Source organism: Roseovarius halotolerans (assembly GCF_900172255.1).
In the GTDB taxonomy this organism is placed as follows: Bacteria; Pseudomonadota; Alphaproteobacteria; order Rhodobacterales; family Rhodobacteraceae; genus Roseovarius; species Roseovarius halotolerans.
Map to the genome: position 1 here is coordinate 326,514 of NZ_FWFU01000001.1, position 19,620 is coordinate 346,133.

Genomic DNA, 19,620 nt, shown 5'->3' on the forward strand with positions numbered 1-19,620 from the left:
TGAAATGATGCACGGAAGGGGGGCGTTTCGACGCCCCCTTCTTGGTTTCTGAGCCTTCAGGCCCCGCCGGCCCGGCGGAAGATCCGTGTCACGATCATGAAGAACAGCGGCACGAAGACCACGCCGAGGACCGTGGCCGAAATCGTTCCGCCCAGGACACCCGAGCCGATGGCATTGCGCCCGCCCGAACCCGCGCCCGAGCTGAGCACCAGCGGCAGAACGCCCAGCGAGAAGGCCATCGAGGTCATGATGATCGGGCGGAAACGCTGGCGCGCGGCGGTGGCGACAGCGTCGATCACCCGCTCGCCGGCCTCATAGCGCTCGCGCGCGAATTCCACGATCAGGATCGCGTTCTTGCCCGTGAGGCCGATGACGGTCAGCAGCCCGACCTGGAAGAACACGCCGTTCTCGAAGCCGCCCAGCCACGCACCGATCAGCGCGCCCAGCACGCCGATGGGCATGGCCAGCATTACCGCGAAGGGGATCGACCAGCTTTCGTAAAGCGCAGCGAGCGACAGGAACACCGCCGCCAGTGAGAGCGCATAGAGCAAGGGCGCCTGACTGCCCGATTCCCGCTCCTCGAGCGAAAGGCCGGTCCAGGCCACGTCAAAGCCCGGCCCAAGTTGCGCCACGAGGCGTTCCATCTCGGCCATCGCTTCGCCGGTGGTCACGCCCTCGACGGGTGAGCCCTGAATCTGGATCGAGGGCACGCCATTATAGCGGTAAAGCCCCTGCGCGCCGTAATCCCAGTTGCCCTGGGCAAAGTTCGAGAAGGGAACAAGCCCGCCGCTGACATTGCGCACGCGCCATTTCTCGATGTCCTTGGGTGTCGCGCGGGCCTCGGCTTCGCCCTGTACATAGACCCGCTTGATCCTGCCCTGGTCGATGAAGTCGTTCACATAGGTGCCTGCCCAGGCGACCTGAAGCAGCTGCCCCACATCGTTCGGCGTCAGCCCCATCGCGCCGGCCATGCGCCAGTCGATATCCAGGTTGAAGCGTGCCGCGTCCTCGAGGCCGCTAGGGCGCACTGATGTGACGACCGGGCTTTGCGCGGCCATGCCAAGCAGCTGGTTGCGGGCGTTCACCAGTTCGTCATGGGTCTGCCCTTCACGCGCCTGCAGGTAGAAGTCGAAACCCGACACGTTGCCGAGTTCGATCACCGAAGGCGGCACCACCGGAAAGACCTGCGCATCCCGGATCTGGCTGAATGCGCCGAAGGCCCGTCCGGCCAATGCCTGCACGCTTTGTTGCGGGCTGGGGCGCTTGTCCCAATCCTTGAGCTGCACGAAGGCGAGGCCCATGTTCTGCCCGCTGCCCGCGAAGCTGAAACCGACCACGCCGAACATCGAATCCACGACACCTTCTTCCTGCGTGAGGTAGTAGTTTTCGACCTGTTTCACCACGTCGAGAGTGCGCTCTGCGCTGGCGCCGGTCGGGGTCTGGATCAGGGTGAAAAGGATGCCCTGATCCTCTTCGGGCAGAAAGCCCGTCGGCGTGCGCATGAACAGGAACGCCATTGCAGCGGCCAAAGCAAGATAGACGATCGCCACCCGGAAGGGGCGCCGCACGGTCCAGCGCACGGTGCCGGTATAGCCCGAGGTCAGACCTGAAAAGCCCTTGTTGAACCAGGCGAATGGTCCGCGCTGTGCCGCATGTCCCTTGGGTTTGAGAAGCGAGGCACAGAGCGCCGGCGTCAGGGTGATCGCCACCACCACCGACAGGGCCATGGCCGAAACGATGGTGATCGCGAACTGCTGGTAGATCACGCCGGTCGAGCCCGGAAAGAAGGCCATCGGCACGAACACCGCCGACAGAACCATGGCGATACCGATCAGCGCGCCGGTGATCTGTCCCATGGATTTATGCGTGGCCTCGCGCGGGGGCAGGCCCTCTTCTTCCATGATCCGTTCGACATTCTCGACCACGACGATCGCGTCATCCACCAAGAGGCCGATCGCCAGCACCATCGCCAGCATCGTCAGGGTGTTGATGGTGAATCCCGCCGCCGCCAAAACGCCGAACGTGCCCAGCAGGACCACGGGCACGGCCAAGGTCGGGATCAGGGTTGCGCGCAGGTTCTGCAGGAACAGGAACATCACCAGGAACACGAGGCCGATTGCCTCGAACAGGGTCTTGACCACTTCCTTGATCGAGATCTCGATGAAGGGTGTGGTGTCATAGGGGATCACGTATTCCACGCCTTCGGGGAAGAAGCGGGCGAATTCCTCCATACGGGCCTTGACCGCCTCTGCGGTATCGAGCGCGTTCGCGCCGGGCGCGAGGCTGATGGCCATGCCTGATGCCGGCCTGCCGTTGAAGCGCGCGATGGTGGCGTAGTTCTCGGCGCCGATCTCGACGCGGGCGACATCATCCAGCAACACCAGCCCGCCATCGGTTTCGGCACGCAGCACGATCTGGCGGAAATCCTCCGGCGTGCTGAGCAGCGATTGTGCGGTGATCGTGGCGTTGAGCTGTTGCCCCTCGACCGCCGGGCGTGCACCGAAAGCGCCCGCCGAAATCTGCGCGTTCTGCGCGGAAACCGCCGCCACCACATCCGAGGGCGCCAGCTCGAATGCGGCCAGCTTGGCCGGGTCGAGCCAGATGCGCATGGCGTATTGCCCGCCAAACACATTGACCGAGCCGACGCCGCGAATGCGGCTCAGTTCGTCAACGAGGTTGGTGACCATGTAATCCGCAAGATCCACCTGTTCGAGGCTGCCATCGGTTGAGGTCAGGCCAACGACCATGAGGAAACCAGCCGAGGATTTTTCGACGGTAATCCCCTGTCGCTGCACGATTTCCGGCAAGAGCGGCGTGGCTTGGCTCAGCTTGTTCTGGACCTGGACCTGCGCGATATCGGCATCGGTGCCGGTCTCGAATGTGAGGGTGATCTGGACCTGGCCCGCCGCTGTCGAACTGGACGAGAAATAGCGCAAGCCATCGAGTCCGGTCATCTGCTGTTCGATGACCTGGGTCACGGTATTGGCTACCGTGTCGGCCGAGGCCCCCGGGTAGCTGGCGTTGATCGAAACCGAGGGCGGCGCGATCTGCGGATATTGCGCCACGGGCAGCATCCGGATCGCGAGCACCCCGATCCCCATGATGAGGATCGAGATCACCCAGGCAAAGACCGGACGGTCGATGAAGAAGCGTGCCATGATATCTGTCCCCGTTTCCGCCGGTTATTCCGACGCTGCGTCGGCGGTGGTCTTGCTGGTGTCGCGTTCTTCCGGTGCGACGGTGGCGCCGGGCGCGGTTTTCTGAAAGCCCGCGACGACGACCCTGTCGCCGGGGTTCAACCCTTCGTCGACGACCCATTCGTTGTCGCGGTCCTGAACGATCGACAGCGGGCGCTCCTCGATGACGCCATCGGGGTTAACAACCCATGCGGTCGGGCGCCCGCGCCGGTCGCGCACGACGCCTTCCTGAGGCACAAGATAGACGTTCTCGGCCACGTCGACGGGCATCTCGACCTGAACATACATGCCCGGCAACAGCAGTGTTTGCGGGTTCTCGAACTGCATGCGCATGGTGACCACGCCGGTCTGCGGATCGACATTGGGTTCCGCTGCCTGAAGGCGACCGGTGTGTTCATAAACGGAGCCGTCGGCGAGGGTCAGGCGGACGGTGCGGTCGGCGTCGGCGAGGGCGCGTTCGGTTTCGCCGCGCCGCCAGCGCAGGAGGTCGGCGGAGGATTGGGTGACGTCCACATAGACCGGATCGATGGTGCGGATGACCGCGAGCGGCTGTGCCTGACTGGCGGTTACAAGCTCGCCCTGGCTGGTTTGCGATAGGCCGATCCGCCCGGAGAGACGGGCGCGGATCGTGGTGCGCGACAGTTCGATCTGCGCCGAATTCATCTGGGCGCGCGCCAGTTCCAGCGCGGCGGCGGCGGAGTCGCGGGCGGCTTGCGCATCGTCGAGCGCCTGTTCGCTGGCGACGTTGCGGGCCTGCAATTCCTCGAGCCGCCCGGCATCGCGTTCGGCGGCGCGAAGTTGCGCTTCGGCCTGCGCCACGCTGGCGCGAGATTGCTGCAAGGTTGCCTCGTAAGTCGCGGAATCAATGCGGAAAAGAGGATCGTTCACATCGACATGCGCGCCCTCTTCAAAAAGCCTCTCGGTGATGATCCCGTTGACCTGCGGGCGCACCTCGGCGAGGGCCGAGGCGGCGACGCGGCCTGGCAGGGTCGCTGTCAGGGTGATGGTCTGCGGCTCGAGGGTGACGACCGTGACCGGGGTCGGTTGACCGCCGCCTTGCTGGGCAAGGGCCGGAGAGGTCAGGGCGATGCAGAGCGAGAGGGCAAAGGTGAAACGCGCGAGCAATGTCATGGGAGACCTTTCGGGGAACGGACATGCGCGCAGAACCCGCGCGCGAAACGCTGTAAATACGCGCCCGTTAAACAGAAGCCGGGACGGAATGGCAACCATCCGCGCCGAACAGTGACTGTGCGCCATTGAGAGGCGTGGGCGGAACGTACGAAACAGACGAATTGTACATGGGTTTTGTACCGAAGTCGCGGTCTTCGGAATCCGGTTTGTACAAACGTCTTGCCGCCGCCGCGCGGGACGCCGCGGTAACGCATTCGCAACACTCATGCGCTCTACTGATCGCATCACCCGCATCGGGCGATGATTCGGGGCAAACGGGCAGGAGCAAGACAACGATGATGCGATAACAGGATAGATGGGCACCAGAGCGGATGGGCAGGCAAACCATGCAAGCCGGATTCAGCCGCGGCGGTCGCTCTTCCGGTCATGCCCGTAGTGCTTCATGCGAGGGAAAGGCGGGAGCCAGGATTCGCGCCGCACCGTCCAGCATTCGTAGCTGGGCGTCAGGCCGGTGTCGGATGACGGAGGGTCGGGCATATCGAGGGCGCCGAGGTGCAGCTCGATCTCGTCGCCGCTGCGGGCGAAGACCGACGATCCGCAACGCGGGCAGAAATGCCGCCCCTCATAGGCGTTGGTTTCGCCTTCGATCGTCACCGCGCCTTCGGGAAAGATCGCGGCGGCATAGAACAATGCGCCGTGATGCTTGCGGCAATCGAGGCAATGGCAGATCCCGACCCGGTCGGGCCGTCCCGAGGCCGTGATGCTGACATCGCCGCAAAGGCAAGTGCCGGTGATTGGGTCCATGTCCGTGCCTCCTGTCGGGTTGCGCTTCGCCCATGATTGCATCGGACATGGCGTGAAGGGCAAGCGCCACGCCCGCGTCGGCGGGTGCGGCAAGCCCGCTGCGCGAGGCCGTCCGGGTGCCGCGCAAGCGTTGCGAGGCGGGTTGGCCGCCCGAGGTTTGGGTGAGGTCGTGGGCGGCGCGGGCGGCGATCTGCCCGATGTTGTCGCGTCTCTGGCCCGAAAGTCGGGTGGCGAGGCGAAGGATGAGGGCAGGGATCGCGAGCGCTTCGCCTCTGTGCGCGCTTGGTTGAGCGGCAGGTGGTCAGCCAGCCGGTGTGAGGACGTCCGGGTGCTGCGTCAGGGCGGCGACGGAGGCTGGCCACCGAGGGTTTCGGTGAGGTCGTGGGCGGCGCGGGCGACGATCTGGCCGATGCGGTCGAGCCTGTCATCCGGCAGCCGCGCGGCAAGGCCCGAGATCGAGATCGCGCAGGCGGCTTCGCCCTGCGGGGACCACACCACCGCCGCGATGCAGCGCAGGCCGGTCACATGTTCCTCGTCATCGAGCGCGTAGCCCTGCTGCCGGATCCGGGCGATATCCCGCATCGCGCTGTCAACATCGCGATGCGAGCGCGCCGTCATCGGGTGCAGCCCGGTGCGCGCGACGAACGCGGCGATATCGGCATCCTCCCATGTGGCGAGGATCGCCTTGCCCATGCCCGAGCAGAAGGCGGGCACCCGCCCGCCGGGGGGCGAGATTGCGCGCATGATCTCGCGGCTTTCGACCTGGCTGACGGTGACCAGTTCGTCATTGTCGAGAATCCCCAGATTGGCGGTCTCGCGCGTGGCGTCTCGCAGGCGGCGCAGGAAGGGCAGGGCGGGGGCCACGAAATTCTGCCGCCGCCCGAAGGAGGCGCCCACGGCAAAGGCCTCGCGTCCCACATGCCAGAGCGCGCTGTCGGGGTCGAACTGCGCGAAGCCCTGCAATTCGAGCGTGGTCAGCAGGCGATGCGTGGTGGACACCGCCAAGCCGCTGAGCCGCGCGAGGTCGCTGACCCGGAGTCCGTCGTCATGCTGGCTGAGATGGCGCAGCAGGCGCAGCGCGCGGGCGACGGATTGCACGCCTTCGGCTTTGTCCGGGCTCATTTCGGTATACCTTTCCATACCGTGGAAAACATTTTTCCATTTGTTACAGCTTCGCGCCCGCTGCGCTAGCCCTTGCGCTGGAAACGGAGGAAGCACATGAGCGAATATGTAGACCGTCACGGATTGTCGGTGGCTGCGCCGCTGGCGCGGCTTTTGGAGGATGAGATTCTGCTGGGCGTGAGCGCCGATCAGTTCTGGTCGGGCTATGCTGCCATGCTGCGCGACCTGGCGCCGCAGAACGCGCGGCTTCTGGAAAAGCGCGCGCAATTGCAGCGCCGGATCGATGAATGGCACATCGCCCATCGCGGCCAGCCTTTCGATGGCGAGGCGTATCGCGCCTATCTCAAGGAGATCGGTTACCTGCTGCCCGCGCCTGCGCCCTTCGAGGTGACGACCCGCAATGTCGATCCCGAGATCGCCAGCGTTGCGGGGCCGCAACTGGTGGTGCCGGTGATGAATGCGCGGTTCGCGCTCAATGCCGCGAATGCGCGTTGGGGTTCGCTTTACGATGCGCTTTACGGCACCGACGCGATCGAGGGAAAACCCGAGGGCCAGGGCTATGACGCGGCGCGCGGCGCCAAGGTGATCGCCTGGGCGCGTGCGCATCTCGACCGGGTGGTGCCGCTTGCGACCGGGTCCTGGGCGGATGTGACCGCGCTCGATGTGGAGGGCGGTGCGCTGAAGGTCGCGGTGAAGGGGCAGGGAAGCGCCCTTGCCGATCCCGGCCAGTTCGCCGGTTACACCGAGGCGGGCAATGTTTTCCTGCGCGCCAACGGCCTGTTGATCGAGGTGGTGATCGACCGCGACTCCGCCATCGGGCGGGACGATCCGGCGGGGATCGCCGACCTGCGGCTCGAAAGTGCGCTGACGGCGATCCAGGATTGCGAGGATTCGGTCGCGGCGGTGGATGCCGAGGACAAGTGCCTGGCCTATGCCAACTGGCTGGGGTTGATGCGCGGCGATCTGGAGGAGCGCTTCGAGAAGGGCGGCAAGACCATGACGCGCCGCCTTGCGCCGGACGTGAGCTATCTTGATCCGGAGGGCAACAGCGTCACCCATCCGGGGCGCGCGGTGCTGCTGGTGCGCAATGTCGGCCACCTGATGACCACCGATGCGGTGTTGATGGACGGGCAGGAAACCCCTGAAGGGATGCTGGACGCGGCCGTCACCGTGGCGGCGGCGATGCATGACCTGGCGCGCGAGGGCGAGGGGAATTCGCGCGCGGGGTCGGTCTATGTGGTCAAGCCCAAGATGCATGGCCCCGAAGAGGTGGCCTTTGCCGACACGCTTTATGCGCGGGTCGAGGACTTGCTGGGGCTTGAGCGCAATACCGTGAAGCTGGGCGTGATGGATGAGGAGCGGCGCACGTCGGCGAACCTGCTGGCCTGTATCGAGGCGGTGAAGGAACGCTGCGTGTTCATCAACACGGGCTTCCTCGATCGCACCGGCGACGAGATCCACACCGCGATGCAGGCCGGGCCTGTCGTGCCCAAGGGCGAGATGCAGCAGTCCGGGTGGCTGGCCGCCTATGAGGCCGGCAATGTCGATGCCGGGCTGGCCGCGGGCATGGCCGGGAAGGGGCAGATCGGCAAGGGCATGTGGGCGCGCCCCGACGACATGGCGGCGATGCTGGAGGCCAAGATCGGCCATCCTGAGGCGGGCGCGAATACCGCCTGGGTGCCCTCGCCCACGGCCGCGACGCTGCATGCCACCCATTATCACCAGGTGGATGTGGCGGCCCTTCAGGCGAAGCTGAAGGACCGCGCGCCCGCGTCGCGCGAGGCGCTGCTGACACCGCCGCTGATGGTGGGGCGGAACCTGTCGCCCGAGGAGGTGCAGCGCGAGCTCGACAATTCCTGCCAGTCGATCCTGGGCTATGTGGTGCGCTGGGTCGATCAGGGGATCGGGTGCTCGAAGGTGCCCGATATCAATGACGTGGCCCTGATGGAGGACCGCGCGACCTTGCGGATTTCGTCGCAATACCTGGCCAACTGGCTGCTGCACGGGATTTGCAGCGCCGAGGAGGTCGAGGCATCGCTGAGGCGCATGGCGCCCAAGGTCGATGCGCAGAATGCGGGCGATCCGGCTTATCGGCCGATGGCGCCGGGATTCGACGGGCCTGCGTTCAAGGCGGCGCATGACCTGATTTTCAAGGGGGCCGAACAGCCCTCGGGCTATACCGAACCGCTGCTGCACGCGGCGCGGCGGGTGGCCAAGGCACAGGCACAAAAGGGAGAGTGAGAGATGCTGACGATCAAGCGACTGGATCTGGAGGATGCGCGCAGCCTGCTGAAGGGCGCGCGCGAGAAGGCCACGGAGATCGGCGTGCCGATGTGCATCGCCATTACCGACGAGAGCGGCAACCTTGTCGCCTTCGAGCGGATGGACGGCGGCAAGGTTACGTCGATCACCATTGCCATCGACAAGAGCTATACCGCCTCGGGTGCCAAGAAGGCCACGCATGAATATGGCGAGGCGAGCCAGCCGGGCGCACCGGCCTACGGGATCGGGTCGGCCATTGGCGGGCGCCTGATGGTGGTCGGCGGCGGCCTGCCGGTGATCGTCGACGGCGAGGTCGTGGGCGGGATCGGCGTGAGTTCCGGCACGCCGGCTCAGGACCGCGAAGTGGCGCAGGCGGGGCTGGATGCGTTCCAGTCCGCACAGGGCTGAGTGCAGGAGCGAAACCCGGCGCCAATTCAGGGCTGTCTTTCAAGCCTTTGACAAATAAAACATTTACCCCCGCAAGCTGCGAAGCGTGCGGGGGTTTTTCCTGCTCGCAGGGCATGAAAATTATCCGAGTGAAATAATCGGAATTGACCAATCCGACTCTTTCTGTCAACCAAATGGGGCCTGCCATCGGGCAGGTGGAATTCTCACGTGCCGGGGTGTGACGTGCCAGAAGGTGCGACCCTGCGTGCGCGTGCGGCGGAAACGAAAAAGGACCGATCGAGATGAAAACATCCATGACAGCGATGGCGCTTGTGCTGGGTTTTGGCGCGCCTGCCCTGGCGGGCAAGGCCGAGGTGCTGGAGACCTATGCCGATATTGCCCATGCGGGCTATGAGGACAGCCTGTTGAAGGCGCGGGAATTGCAGGCGGCCATCGAGACGCTGCTGGCGGATCCTTCGCCCGAGACGCTGAACGCGGCGCGCGCGGTCTGGATCGAGGCCCGCGTGCCCTATCAGCAGACCGAGGCCTATCGGTTCGGCAATCCGATTGTCGATGACTGGGAGGGCAAGGTGAATGCCTGGCCGCTGGACGAGGGGCTGATTGACTATGTCGACAGCGCCTATGGCGGAGCGACGGATGAGAACCAGCTTGCGGCGCTGAATGTCATCGCGAATCCGACCTTCACCCTGTCGGGCGAAGAGATCGACGCGCGCGAGATCACGCCCGAATTGCTGGCCGACAGGCTGCATGAGGCGGATGCGGTCGAGGCCAATGTCGCGACCGGCTACCACGCCATCGAATTTCTTCTGTGGGGGCAGGACCTCAATGGCACCGAGCCGGGTGCGGGCGAGCGGCCCTGGACCGATTACGCCAGCGGCGATGACTGCACCGGCGGCAACTGCGACCGGCGCGGCGCGTATCTGACGGCGGCGACCGAATTGCTGATTTCGGACCTTGAGTGGATGACGGCGCAATGGGCCGACGGAGGTGGAGCGCGCGAGGCGGTCACGGCCGACCCGGACGCCGGGATCGTCACCATGCTGACCGGGATGGGCAGCCTGTCCTATGGCGAACAGGCCGGTGAGCGCATGAAGCTGGGCGTGATGCTGAACGATCCCGAGGAAGAGCATGATTGCTTCTCGGACAACACGCATAACAGCCATTTCTATGACGGCTTGGGCGTGCGGAACGTCTATATGGGCGAGTATGTGCGCGTCGATGGCAGCGTCGTGTCGGGCGAAAGCCTGTCCTCGCTGGTGGCGGAATCGGATGAGGCGGTGGATGCCGCGCTGCGCGCCGACCTGAACGCGACGATGATCGAGCTGGGACAGATCAAGGCGTCGGCCGAGGCCGGGACAAGCTATGACCAGATGCTGGCGCGCGGCAATGAAGAGGGCGAAGCGCTGATCATGAGCGCGGTCGATGCGCTGGTGAAGCAGACGCGCTCGATCGAGCGCGCGGTGACGGCGCTGGGCGTCGGGCAGATCGGTTTCGAGGGGTCCGACAGCCTCGACAATCCCGACGCGGTGTTCCAGTAAGCCGCCGGAAGACTTCGGATCGCGACCCCGCCAAGGGCCGCGATCCGGTTCCGGGCGCGACAATCCGGCGCCCCTGATTATTTCCGATTGAAATTGTCAAGATAATGCGCCACGTCATCAGGACCAAGACCAACCTGAAAGCCAGAGTGCCATGACACGCCCCCAGTTCAGACCCGGATTCGCGTTCCTTTCCCGAAGTGCATGCATCGCGCTTGGCGCGTATTTCCTTGGCGTCGCGCCGATCGGCGCGGCGGCGGAACCGCTGCAGGATGTGCATCTGGATGTGGTGCCGCGCAGCCAAGACGAAGCCGCGCGCATCAAGACGGTGACGGCCCCGACGACAGAGTTCGGCGCCCCCGAACCTTTCGAGACCAACCCGGCCGGCGCGGCCACGGTGCGCGCACGCAAGGACGCGGATGCGTTTTCGCAACCATCCGGGAATATCACCTTTGCGCGTGAGATGGATTTCAAGCTCGGCAACGGACTCTTCAAGAAGGTCTGGGTGTCGTCGCCCTCGTCGACCAAGGCATCGGACGGGCTTGGCCCGGTCTATAACGCGCGGTCCTGCCAGCGCTGCCATCTGAAGGACGGTCGCGGGCATCCGCCCGAGGGCGACGAGGACAGCCGCGTGTCGATGTTCCTGCGCCTGTCTGTGCCTGCCCACGACGATGCGGCGATGAGCGAGATAGAAACCTACCTGGCGGCGCAGGGGATCGACACGCCGCGCACCCGTCCCGATCCGGTCTATGGCGGGCAGTTGCAGGACCTGGCCGTGACCGGCCATGCCGCAGAAGGGCAGATGCGCATCACCTATGAAGAGGCGGACATCGCCCTTTCGGATGGCGAGAGCGCCACCCTGCATACACCGAGCTACACCATCGCCGATCCCGGATACGGGCCGCTTTCGGATGATCTCTTGATCTCGCCGCGGGTGGCGCCGCAGATGATCGGGCTGGGCCTCGTTGAGGCGATCCCGGCGGCGGATATCCTGGCCCATGCCGATCCCGATGACCGTGATGGCGACGGCATTTCGGGGCGTGCGCAGATCGCCTGGTCAAAGGTGCATGAGCGCCCGATGCTGGGGCGGTTCGGATGGAAGGCGGGCAACCCCACCATCGAGCAGCAGAGCGCCAGCGCCTTTGCCGGGGATATCGGCATTTCCAACCCGCTTTTCCCTGGCGCGGCGGGCGATTGCACCCCGGCGCAGGAGGGCTGTATCGCGGGGCCGCATGGCGATGGCGACGAGCGTGTCTTCGAGATCGACCGCGAGGGGCTGGACCTTGTGACCTTCTACAGTCGCAACCTTGCGGTGCCCGCAAGGCGCGATGTGGATGACCCCGAGGTGCTGCGCGGCAAGCAGGTGTTCTACGAGACAGGCTGCATTGCCTGCCACAGCCCGAAATACGTGACCCACCGGCTTGAAGGGCAGGACGAGCAGAGTTTCCAGCTGATCTGGCCCTATTCGGATTTCCTGTTGCACGACATGGGGCCGGGGCTGGCGGATGGGCGGCCCGAAGGCGTGGCCGACGGGCAGGAATGGCGCACGCCGCCGCTTTGGGGAATCGGGATGACCGGGCAGGTGAACGGGCATACACGGTTCTTGCATGACGGGCGGGCGCACTCGATTCTGGAGGCGATCCTGTGGCATGGTGGCGAGGCGCAGGCGGCACGGGACCGGGTGGTCGAGATGCCCGCCGGGGCGCGTGCGGCACTGATCCGGTTCCTGGAGAGTTTATGATGCGGACATCCCTTGCAATGCGAAGCCTGACGATCACGCTGGCCTTGGCCTGTGGCCTTTCGGGCATGGCGAGGGCGGGCGTGGACGAGGCGTTGTCGCGTCATGTGCTGCCGGGGTTCGGTGCGTTCGCCGAGAGCAGCGCGGCATTGGCGGCGAGCGCAAAAGAGGATTGCCGCGCCGAGGCGCTGAAACCTGCCTATCACGCCGCCTATGATGCCTGGATGGGGGTGAGCCACCTGCATCTGGGGCCGCTGGAGCAGGGTGGCCGGGCATTGGCGATCGCGTTCTGGCCCGATACGCGCGGCATGGTCGGGCGCACGGTGGCGGGGCTGGTTGCGGATGCGGACCCTGTGGTGGATTCGGCCGAGGATTTCGCTGATGTGTCGGTGGCGGGGCGCGGGCTCATGGCGCTTGAGCGGCTGTTATACGAGCCGCACCTGGCGGGCTATGGCAAGGGCGATTACCAATGCCGGCTGGCACGGGCGATCTCGGTGGACCTTGCGCGGATGGCGCGGGAGATGGACGAGGAGTGGCCCGATTTCGCCGGATTGCTGCGCAGCGCCGGTGCGCCGGGCAATGACGTGTTCCTCAAGCCCGAGGAGGCGAGCCAGGCGCTTTATACCGCGCTGATGTCGGGGCTGGAGTTCAACCGCGATCAGAGGCTGGGGCGGGTGATGGGCAGTTTCGAGCGCCCGCGCCCGAACCGTGCCGAGGCGCGCCGCTCGGAGCGCTCGCTGCGCAATGTGGTGCTGTCGCTGGAGGCGCTGCGCGATATGGCACGGGCGCTGGCGGACGGGCCGATGGAGGACAGCGAGGCGGCCTTTGCACAGGCGCTGGAGAGGGCCGAGGCGCTGGACGATCCGGTTCTCGCGGGTGTCGCGACGCCGCAGGGGCGGCTGAAGGTCGAGGTGCTGGCGCAGGAGATCCGCAGGATCGAAGAGGCGGTGGCACAGGAGATCGGCGTGGCGCTGGGTGTCACGGCGGGGTTCAATTCGCAGGACGGGGATTGAGGCATGGACCGGCGCAGTTTCCTGTCGAGCATGTTGTTTTCCGCCGCGATGCCGCGGCTGGGCTGGGCGGATGCGGGCAACCCTGCTTACCTGGCGGCGGCGCGCGAGGCGGACGGGGCTTATGCGCTTTACGGGCTTGGCGAGGACGGGGCGGAGATTTTCCGCATCCCGCTGCCTGAACGCGGCCATGCCGCCACCGCGCATCCGAGCGCGCCCGAGGCGGTGGGTTTCGCGCGCAGGCCGGGGCGGTTCGCGCTGGTGATCGACTGCGTGGCCGGGCGCGAGACGCATCGCCTGCACAGTCCCGAGGGGCGCCATTTCTACGGTCATGGCGCCTTTGTCGAGGACGGCGCAGTGCTGGTCACGCCGGAAAACGATATCGAGACCGGCCGGGGGTGGCTGGGCCTCTGGGCGCGCGACGAGGGCTATGCGCGGATCGGCGAGATCCCGTCGGGGGGCGTCGGGCCGCATGACATATTGCGGCTGGATGGCGATGTGCTGGTGGTGGCCAATGGCGGCATCCGCACCCATCCCGACCGGGGGCGCGAGAAGCTCAACCTGGAAACCATGCGCCCGAACCTGAGCTACCTGACGCTGCGCGGCGGGATCGAGGAGCAGGTGGAACTGGAGCCCGAGTTGCATCTGGCGTCGATCCGGCATCTGGCGCAGGCGGAGGGCGTGGTCGGTTTCGCGATGCAATGGCAGGGGGACTTGCCCGACAATGCGCCCTTGCTGGGCCTGCATCGGCGCGGTGAGGCGCCGGTTCTGTGCGCGGCGGATATGGCCGAGCAGTTCGCGATGGAGGGTTACGCGGGATCGGTGGCGATGAGCGGCGGGCAGGTCGCGATCACCTCGCCGCGTGGCGGGCGGGTGCATGTCTTCGGCATGGACGGGCAGTTTCGCGCCAGCCTGAAGCGCGCGGATGTCTGCGGCGTGGCCCCGGCGGCAAACGGCGGGTTGCTGGTGACGGACGGTATGGGCGGCGTGCTGCGCATAAGGGGCGAGGCCATGCGCCCGGCGCAATCATATGACCGGGCCTGGGACAATCACCTGATCCGGGTGGGGTGAGGCGCGCTCAGGCGCGCAGGGAGGTGTCTTCGGGGCGCCGGACCGTATCCATCCAGCAGCGCGCGCCCGCAAGCACCGCGTCATAAACGGCGCGGCCCGCGGCCTCGCCCGCGTCGGTGTGAAGCCCGGCATATTGGCCTGCGCCTTGCGGCGCGGCCACCGCGACGCAATCCGTGCCGGTGCCGGTGGCGCGCCCCGGCGCGAGCGGCAGGTTCACATCCATCACGGCGGCGGTCCGGGCCTGCACGGCGATGGCGAGAAGTTCCAGAAGCGCGGCTTCGCTGAGGCCGCAATCCACATGCAGGGCGACATTGATCGTGCCCCAGTCATGGCCGGTGCGATCAACCCGGTGACCGACCCGTTCGGCATTGGAAAGGCCCACTGTCGCCACGGCCTGGGCCTGCACGGCCCCGGCGCGGGCGCTGGCGATATCATGGGCGCGGATATCGCGCGAGGTGAGGAAGGTCACGGCATCCTCTGCACCGCGCGCCGCCAGTTCATCCGCAAGCCACGCTCCGACATCGAGATCCTGCGGCAGGTCGGCATTGCGCACCTCGCGCCACAGGATGCGGCGCGCACGCACGAGGCCGGGGCGATCAAGCGCCCAACTGAGCACCTGCATCGGCGCCCCGAGGTCGAATTCCAGCCAGGGGCGGTCAAGGGTGATGCGGGGGCGAAGGGCGGTCAACGGAGCACCTCGAGCGGCTGATAGACCGTGCCCTGATCGGTATGCTGATACCATGCGGTGATGGCGAAGACATCGGCGAGCCGCTCGGGGGTCAGCACCTCGGCGGGCGGGCCATCGGCGACAAGGCGGCCTTCGGATAGCATCACGAGCCGGGTGCAGTGGCGCGCGGCCATGCCGAGGTCATGCAGCGATACGAGCGCGGATTTCCCGGCCTCGGCCAGTTGCGCGAAGGTGCGCATGGTGGAAATCTGGTGCGCGGGGTCAAGCCCGGCGATGGGCTCGTCGGCCATCAGAAGCGGCGTGTCCTGCGCCAGTGCGCGGGCGATCAGGGCGCGCGCCTGTTCGCCTCCCGACAGGCGCGAGGCGGCGCGGTGGCGCATCGCGTCCAGACCCATCCAGTCGAGCGCGGCATCGACCCGCGCGCGGTCCTCGGGCGAGGGGTCGCCAAAGGCGCCGAGATGCGGGATGCGTCCCAGCAGCACCAGGGTTTCGACGCTGATCGGCCAGGCGATCTCGCGCGATTGGGGCATCCAGGCGGCGATGCGGGCGCGCTCATGCTGGGGCAGGGCGGTGAGCGAGCTTTCCCCGCTGAAGGGCAAGAGGCCAAGGGCGGCGCGCATCAGCGTCGTCTTGCCCGCGCCGTTGGGGCCGATCAGCCCGACGAACTCCCCCTCGCCGATATCAAGCGACACGTCGCGGAGCACCGCGCGCGTGCGCAGCGTGACGGAAAGGTTGGAGAGGGTGAGGAGGCTCATATCCGCTCGGTCCGCAGTTTCAGGATAAGGTGCAGAAAGAGCGGCGCGCCGACAAGGGCGGTCACCACCCCCAGCTTGAGGTCGCGCGCCGGAAGGATGACGCGCACCGCGATATCGGCGGCCAGCAGCATCGCCGCGCCGCCAAGCGCCGAGGCCCAGAGCAGGCGCGAGGGCCGCGCGCCGACCAGCGGGCGCAGCACATGCGGCACGACGAGGCCGACAAAGCCGATCGCCCCGGCAACAGCCGTGCCCGCCCCCACCACGCAGGCCGTGCCGGTGACGATGGTGAGGCGCAGGCGGCGCATGTCGATCCCCATCGCGCCGGCGGCGTCTTCGCCCAGTGTCAGCGCATCGAGCCCGCGCCCGACCAGCGCGAGCAGCAGCGCGCCAAGCGCCATCAGCGGCAGAGCCAGCAAGACATGCGTAAACGAGCGGTCGGCCAGCGAGCCCATCATCCAGAACACGATTTCATTGGCGGCGAAGGGATTGGGCGAGAGGTTCAGCACCAGCGATGTGAGCGCCGCCGCCAGTGCCGATACGGCGATCCCCGCAAGGATCAGCGTGAGCGATCCGCCGCGCGGCCCTGCCAGCGCCATCACGAGCCCCATGCCGATGAGCGCCCCGAGGAGCGCCGAGAGCGGCAGCGCCAGCGCGAAGGCCGCGGCAAGCCCGGTCTGAAGCGAAAGCACGGCGCCGAGCGCCGCCGAGCCGGACACCCCGATCAGGCCCGGTTCGGCCAGGGGATTGCGCAGGTAACCCTGCATCGCCGCCCCCGCCAGCCCGAGGCTTGCGCCGATCATCAGGGCGAGGATCGCGCGGGGCAGGCGGATTTCACGCATCACCAGTGTCAGCGGCCCGCCATCCCCTGCGAAAAGCGCCGCAAGGCTTTCGCCCGGCCCGGTTCCCGCCGGGCCGATCAACAGCGAGGCGGCGAAAAGCGCGATCACCAGAAGGCAAAGGCCGATGGCAAGGCGGCTCATGATCCATCCCCCTGAAGGGCGCGGCGGGTGCGCACGAGGCTTTCGATGGCGCGCAGCACATGGGGCGTGCCGCAAAGCCAGTCGTGATCGGCGATGGCGGCTGCGGTGCTGCTGTGGCGAAGGGCCTGCACCACCGGGTGATCCATGATGTCCTCGGCGCGCGAGGCGCCGGGATAGCGGCGCGAGGTCACAACGGTATCGGGCGCGGTCATGGCCAGCACCTCGAGCGGCATGCGCATGCCGGTCTCGTAGCCCGCCGCGCTGGCGGCGTTGGAGAACCCGGCCGCCAGAAGGATCTGACCCGCGAGCGTCTGATCGCCCAAGGTATAGCCATTGGCATAGTAAAGCACCGCCGAGGGGCGTGTCGTGGCGGTGGCGCGCAGGCGCGCGAGGTCTTCGTCAAAGGCGGCGGCAATGGCGCGGGCGCGATCCTCGCGCCCCAGAGCCGCGCCCATCTCGAGGATGCGGTCATGCACGTCCTCGAGCGAATTGGCGGGCGCGAGGGTGATGACGGGAATGCCAAGCCTCCTGAGCATCGCCGTGGTATGGCGCGCCGAGAGGGTGCTGGTCAGCACGAGGTCGGGCTGCATGAGGTAGACTTCTTCGGCGCGGCCATGATTGATCCTGTGGCGCGCAGCCTCGTCGGCCATGGCCGAGGCGCGCGGGTCGAGCGCCACATGGCTGACCGAATGAAGCTGGCCATCGTCCGCGATCAGCATGGCCAGCTGATCGGTGCAGAGATTCATCGACACGACACGGTCCGGCGCATCGGCCAGAGCGGCCGGCGTCAGTGCGCCGAGCGCTGCCAGGGCGGCCAGCGCAGCGCACGCCAGACGGGCGGCGCCACTGCGCCGCCCGCTGCCGCGGCGCCGATCAGAAGCGCGCGGAAAGGCCAAGATACATGGTCCGGCCCGGTGTGGCATAGCCTTCGAGTTCCTCATAGCTTTCATTGAGAAGGTTCGAGATGCGTCCGGTCAACTGAACTTTGTCGGTGATGTCATGGGTGAAGCCCAGATTGACAAGCGTGTAGTCGCTGAGGCGGACGCGGTCGAAATCGTCATCGGGGTTGCCGCTGAGAAAGCTGGCGGTCTTGAAGTTGGAGTCATAGAGACCGGCCACGCGCTGCACGTCGAGCCGCAGGCGGGTGCGGTCATTGGGCAGCGTGTAATCCACGCCGAGCGAGAGTTCATGTTCGGGGCGGCGCACCTCGATGGCGTTGCGGGTGCCGCCGATGGCAACGGGAACCGGTTCGCTTGCGTCAAGCCAGGTATAGGCCAGCGACAGGCCGAGGCGGTCGGTCACGTCATAGCGCGCCGTGGCCTCGATCCCGCGCCGGTCGCTGCGCCCGGTGTTGTTGATCGGGACGGTCTTGCCGAGGCCCACGTCGAATTGCGAGCCGATCTCGTCCTCGAGAGTTTCATCGAAATAGGTGATGTCGAACACCCCGCGCCCGTCGAGGAACTGCTGCTCGATGCCGATATCCCAGCCTTCGCTCTGTTCGGGCTTGAGGTTGGGGTTGCCCGCGAAATCCGAGAAGAAGCCGAACTGCTCGATCAGGGTGGGGTTCTGCACGCCGGTCCCATAGGAGGCATGCAGACGGGTGCTGTTGTTGGGCAGCGTGTAGGAGGCGCCAATCGCGTAGGTGGTGAAATCCTTGAATGCATCGTTGTCGTCATGCCGCAGGCTGGCCTGAAGCGCGAGGCCGTTTCCGAAATCCCCCTGGTATTCGAGGATGTAGGCGGTTTGCTCGCGCTCGCGTTTCGCAAGCTGGCCGACGCCGAACACGATGGTCGGGTCGTTCTCGCGGTAGGTGAGGCGCTCGAACTCGGCGGCGAAAGTCAGGGTATGGCTGGCGCTGGCCAGAGTCGCGGCATCGAGGGCGATCGTGCCCTGATAGGCGATCTTGCGGCGGGTGCCGGTGTTGTCGGCATCCTTGGTGCCGGTGCCGTCGACGCCCTGCCGGTCGATATCGGCAAAGGAATAGGTCAGCCGGTTCGACATGCGCCCGCCCCAGGCGGTCGCGTCGAGATAAAGCGCGCCATAGGTTTCCTGCGCGGTGCTGGCTGCGATGGAATCGGTGACAAGCCCGGCGGTGGTGGGAGCGGCGAAGTTGAAATTGTCGTTGTCGGTGATGCGGTCCACATGGCGCAGGCTGCCGCCGACGGTGATGTTATCGGTCAGGAAATACCGCCCGTTGAGCGTGTAGCTGCGGTGGAGGGCGCTGTCCTCTTCGCCCCCCGGCGTGCCAGACACGTCAAAGCCGCCCGAATGCCGCCGCGAAGCCGAAAAGCTGATATCGCCGCGTGCGCCCTTGCCGCGCAGGGCCAGATCGACCTGGTGGGTGCCGTCCGAGCCGACCTCGGCGCCGGCACGGCCGCTGATCCCCGGTTCTTCGGCGCGCTTGGTGGTGATCGAGATCACGCCGCCCATCGCCTGCGAGCCGTAGAGTGCGGATTGGGGGCCGCGAATGACCTCGATGCGTTCGATATCGGTGGCGAGCAGCCCGCTGAAGTCATAGGCGCCCGTGTCCGGCGAGGCGACCTTGACCCCGTCGATCAGCACGAGCGTGTGATTGCTCTCGTGGCCGCGCAGGCGGACGGCGGTGGTGCCACCCAACGACCCCGTGCGCGTCACCGAGACACCGGGCACGAGCCGCAGCGCGTCCGAGACATACTGGATCGAGCGCGACTGAATCTCGTCGGCGGTGACGACGCTGGCGGCGCGGCCATATTGCGCGGCGGCGACGGGTGTGAGCCCGCCCGACACGATGATCGGATCGAGCGCGATGGAGTCTTGTGCAAGTGCGGTTTGGGTGGTCAGGGCTGTGCCTGCCAACAGGCAAGTAAAGATCGAACGGTGCATTCTCATGTCCCTCCGTTGGCCGATATGGCCAGGTCAAGTCGTGATGTCGTGAGGAAG

The 19,620-nt window shown here is 66.5% G+C and carries 15 protein-coding genes; 6 read left to right on the forward strand and 9 right to left on the reverse strand.

Annotated elements, in window-relative coordinates; all coding sequences use genetic code 11:
- Positions 1 to 56 precede the first annotated feature (56 nt).
- The 4 genes from ROH8110_RS01615 to ROH8110_RS01630 form a co-directional block, all read right to left on the reverse strand.
- Positions 57 to 3,158, reverse strand: a complete 3,102-nt coding sequence (locus tag ROH8110_RS01615; RefSeq protein WP_085816035.1) for an efflux RND transporter permease subunit — start codon at positions 3,156 to 3,158, stop codon at positions 57 to 59.
- A gap of 24 nt (positions 3,159 to 3,182) precedes the next feature.
- Positions 3,183 to 4,328 (reverse strand): efflux RND transporter periplasmic adaptor subunit, encoded by a 1,146-nt coding sequence (locus ROH8110_RS01620; RefSeq protein WP_085816036.1) that lies wholly within the window; start codon positions 4,326 to 4,328, stop codon positions 3,183 to 3,185.
- Positions 4,329 to 4,727: 399 nt separating this feature from the next.
- Positions 4,728 to 5,132 (reverse strand): GFA family protein, encoded by a 405-nt coding sequence (locus ROH8110_RS01625; RefSeq protein WP_085816037.1) that lies wholly within the window; start codon positions 5,130 to 5,132, stop codon positions 4,728 to 4,730.
- Between the two features lie 336 nt (positions 5,133 to 5,468).
- The gene (locus ROH8110_RS01630; protein ID WP_085816937.1) at positions 5,469 to 6,254 is read right to left on the reverse strand and encodes an IclR family transcriptional regulator; all 786 of its coding nucleotides are present in this window, start codon (positions 6,252 to 6,254) and stop codon (positions 5,469 to 5,471) included.
- 96 nt (positions 6,255 to 6,350) lie between these two features.
- Between ROH8110_RS01630 and ROH8110_RS01635 the strand changes: the two genes are divergently transcribed.
- The 6 genes from ROH8110_RS01635 to ROH8110_RS01660 all read left to right on the forward strand — a co-directional run bounded on the left by ROH8110_RS01635 (position 6,351) and on the right by ROH8110_RS01660 (position 14,278).
- A complete protein-coding gene (locus ROH8110_RS01635) occupies positions 6,351 to 8,495 on the forward strand; it encodes a malate synthase G (protein WP_085816038.1) in 2,145 nt (714 codons plus the stop codon).
- 3 nt (positions 8,496 to 8,498) lie between these two features.
- Complete coding sequence (locus tag ROH8110_RS01640; protein ID WP_085816039.1) at positions 8,499 to 8,924, forward strand: GlcG/HbpS family heme-binding protein; 426 nt, start codon at positions 8,499 to 8,501, stop codon at positions 8,922 to 8,924.
- Between the two features lie 281 nt (positions 8,925 to 9,205).
- On the forward strand, positions 9,206 to 10,462 hold the full coding sequence (locus tag ROH8110_RS01645) for an imelysin family protein (RefSeq protein WP_085816040.1): 1,257 nt from the start codon (positions 9,206 to 9,208) through the stop codon (positions 10,460 to 10,462).
- Between the two features lie 151 nt (positions 10,463 to 10,613).
- Positions 10,614 to 12,200 (forward strand): di-heme oxidoreductase family protein, encoded by a 1,587-nt coding sequence (locus tag ROH8110_RS01650; protein ID WP_085816041.1) that lies wholly within the window; start codon positions 10,614 to 10,616, stop codon positions 12,198 to 12,200.
- Entirely contained in the window at positions 12,200 to 13,210 is a 1,011-nt protein-coding gene (locus tag ROH8110_RS01655) for an imelysin family protein (protein ID WP_085816938.1), read from the forward strand. Before ROH8110_RS01650 ends, ROH8110_RS01655 begins: the two co-directional genes overlap by 1 nt.
- A 3-nt stretch (positions 13,211 to 13,213) precedes the next feature.
- Positions 13,214 to 14,278, forward strand: a complete 1,065-nt coding sequence (locus ROH8110_RS01660) for a DUF1513 domain-containing protein (protein ID WP_085816042.1) — start codon at positions 13,214 to 13,216, stop codon at positions 14,276 to 14,278.
- Positions 14,279 to 14,285: 7 nt separating this feature from the next.
- Here ROH8110_RS01660 and ROH8110_RS01665 read toward each other — a convergent pair whose 3' ends face one another.
- From ROH8110_RS01665 to ROH8110_RS01685, 5 genes are read right to left on the reverse strand one after another with little or no spacing between them, the layout of a single operon-like run.
- Positions 14,286 to 14,966, reverse strand: a complete 681-nt coding sequence (locus tag ROH8110_RS01665; protein ID WP_503167787.1) for an adenosylcobinamide amidohydrolase — start codon at positions 14,964 to 14,966, stop codon at positions 14,286 to 14,288.
- Positions 14,963 to 15,721: an ABC transporter ATP-binding protein gene (locus tag ROH8110_RS01670; protein WP_085816044.1), complete on the reverse strand. Its 759-nt coding sequence runs from the start codon at positions 15,719 to 15,721 to the stop codon at positions 14,963 to 14,965. Before ROH8110_RS01670 ends, ROH8110_RS01665 begins: the two co-directional genes overlap by 4 nt.
- Positions 15,718 to 16,701, reverse strand: coding sequence for a FecCD family ABC transporter permease (locus ROH8110_RS01675; protein WP_085816045.1), 984 nt, complete (start codon positions 16,699 to 16,701; stop codon positions 15,718 to 15,720). The genes ROH8110_RS01670 and ROH8110_RS01675 overlap by 4 nt, the downstream gene beginning before the upstream one ends.
- Complete coding sequence (locus ROH8110_RS01680; protein ID WP_245962772.1) at positions 16,698 to 17,597, reverse strand: ABC transporter substrate-binding protein; 900 nt, start codon at positions 17,595 to 17,597, stop codon at positions 16,698 to 16,700. The genes ROH8110_RS01675 and ROH8110_RS01680 overlap by 4 nt, the downstream gene beginning before the upstream one ends.
- Positions 17,575 to 19,569 carry a TonB-dependent receptor plug domain-containing protein gene (locus tag ROH8110_RS01685; RefSeq protein ID WP_085816047.1) on the reverse strand — a complete coding sequence of 665 codons (1,995 nt, stop codon included), beginning with the start codon at positions 19,567 to 19,569 and terminating at the stop codon, positions 17,575 to 17,577. The genes ROH8110_RS01680 and ROH8110_RS01685 overlap by 23 nt, the downstream gene beginning before the upstream one ends.
- Positions 19,570 to 19,620 lie beyond the last annotated feature (51 nt).

What these genes read in the sequence shown, in the direction of transcription:
- ROH8110_RS01655 (WP_085816938.1), top strand. Translation starts at nt 12,200, where the DNA reads ATGCGGACATCCCTTGCAATGCGAAGCCTGACGATCACGCTGGCCTTG.
- ROH8110_RS01620 (WP_085816036.1), bottom strand. Translation starts at nt 4,328, where the DNA reads ATGACATTGCTCGCGCGTTTCACCTTTGCCCTCTCGCTCTGCATCGCC.
- ROH8110_RS01625 (WP_085816037.1), bottom strand. Translation starts at nt 5,132, where the DNA reads ATGGACCCAATCACCGGCACTTGCCTTTGCGGCGATGTCAGCATCACG.
- ROH8110_RS01640 (WP_085816039.1), top strand. Translation starts at nt 8,499, where the DNA reads ATGCTGACGATCAAGCGACTGGATCTGGAGGATGCGCGCAGCCTGCTG.
- ROH8110_RS01630 (WP_085816937.1), bottom strand. Translation starts at nt 6,254, where the DNA reads ATGAGCCCGGACAAAGCCGAAGGCGTGCAATCCGTCGCCCGCGCGCTG.
- ROH8110_RS01635 (WP_085816038.1), top strand. Translation starts at nt 6,351, where the DNA reads ATGAGCGAATATGTAGACCGTCACGGATTGTCGGTGGCTGCGCCGCTG.
- ROH8110_RS01675 (WP_085816045.1), bottom strand. Translation starts at nt 16,701, where the DNA reads ATGAGCCGCCTTGCCATCGGCCTTTGCCTTCTGGTGATCGCGCTTTTC.
- ROH8110_RS01670 (WP_085816044.1), bottom strand. Translation starts at nt 15,721, where the DNA reads ATGAGCCTCCTCACCCTCTCCAACCTTTCCGTCACGCTGCGCACGCGC.
- ROH8110_RS01650 (WP_085816041.1), top strand. Translation starts at nt 10,614, where the DNA reads ATGACACGCCCCCAGTTCAGACCCGGATTCGCGTTCCTTTCCCGAAGT.
- ROH8110_RS01660 (WP_085816042.1), top strand. Translation starts at nt 13,214, where the DNA reads ATGGACCGGCGCAGTTTCCTGTCGAGCATGTTGTTTTCCGCCGCGATG.
- ROH8110_RS01615 (WP_085816035.1), bottom strand. Translation starts at nt 3,158, where the DNA reads ATGGCACGCTTCTTCATCGACCGTCCGGTCTTTGCCTGGGTGATCTCG.
- ROH8110_RS01685 (WP_085816047.1), bottom strand. Translation starts at nt 19,569, where the DNA reads ATGAGAATGCACCGTTCGATCTTTACTTGCCTGTTGGCAGGCACAGCC.
- ROH8110_RS01645 (WP_085816040.1), top strand. Translation starts at nt 9,206, where the DNA reads ATGAAAACATCCATGACAGCGATGGCGCTTGTGCTGGGTTTTGGCGCG.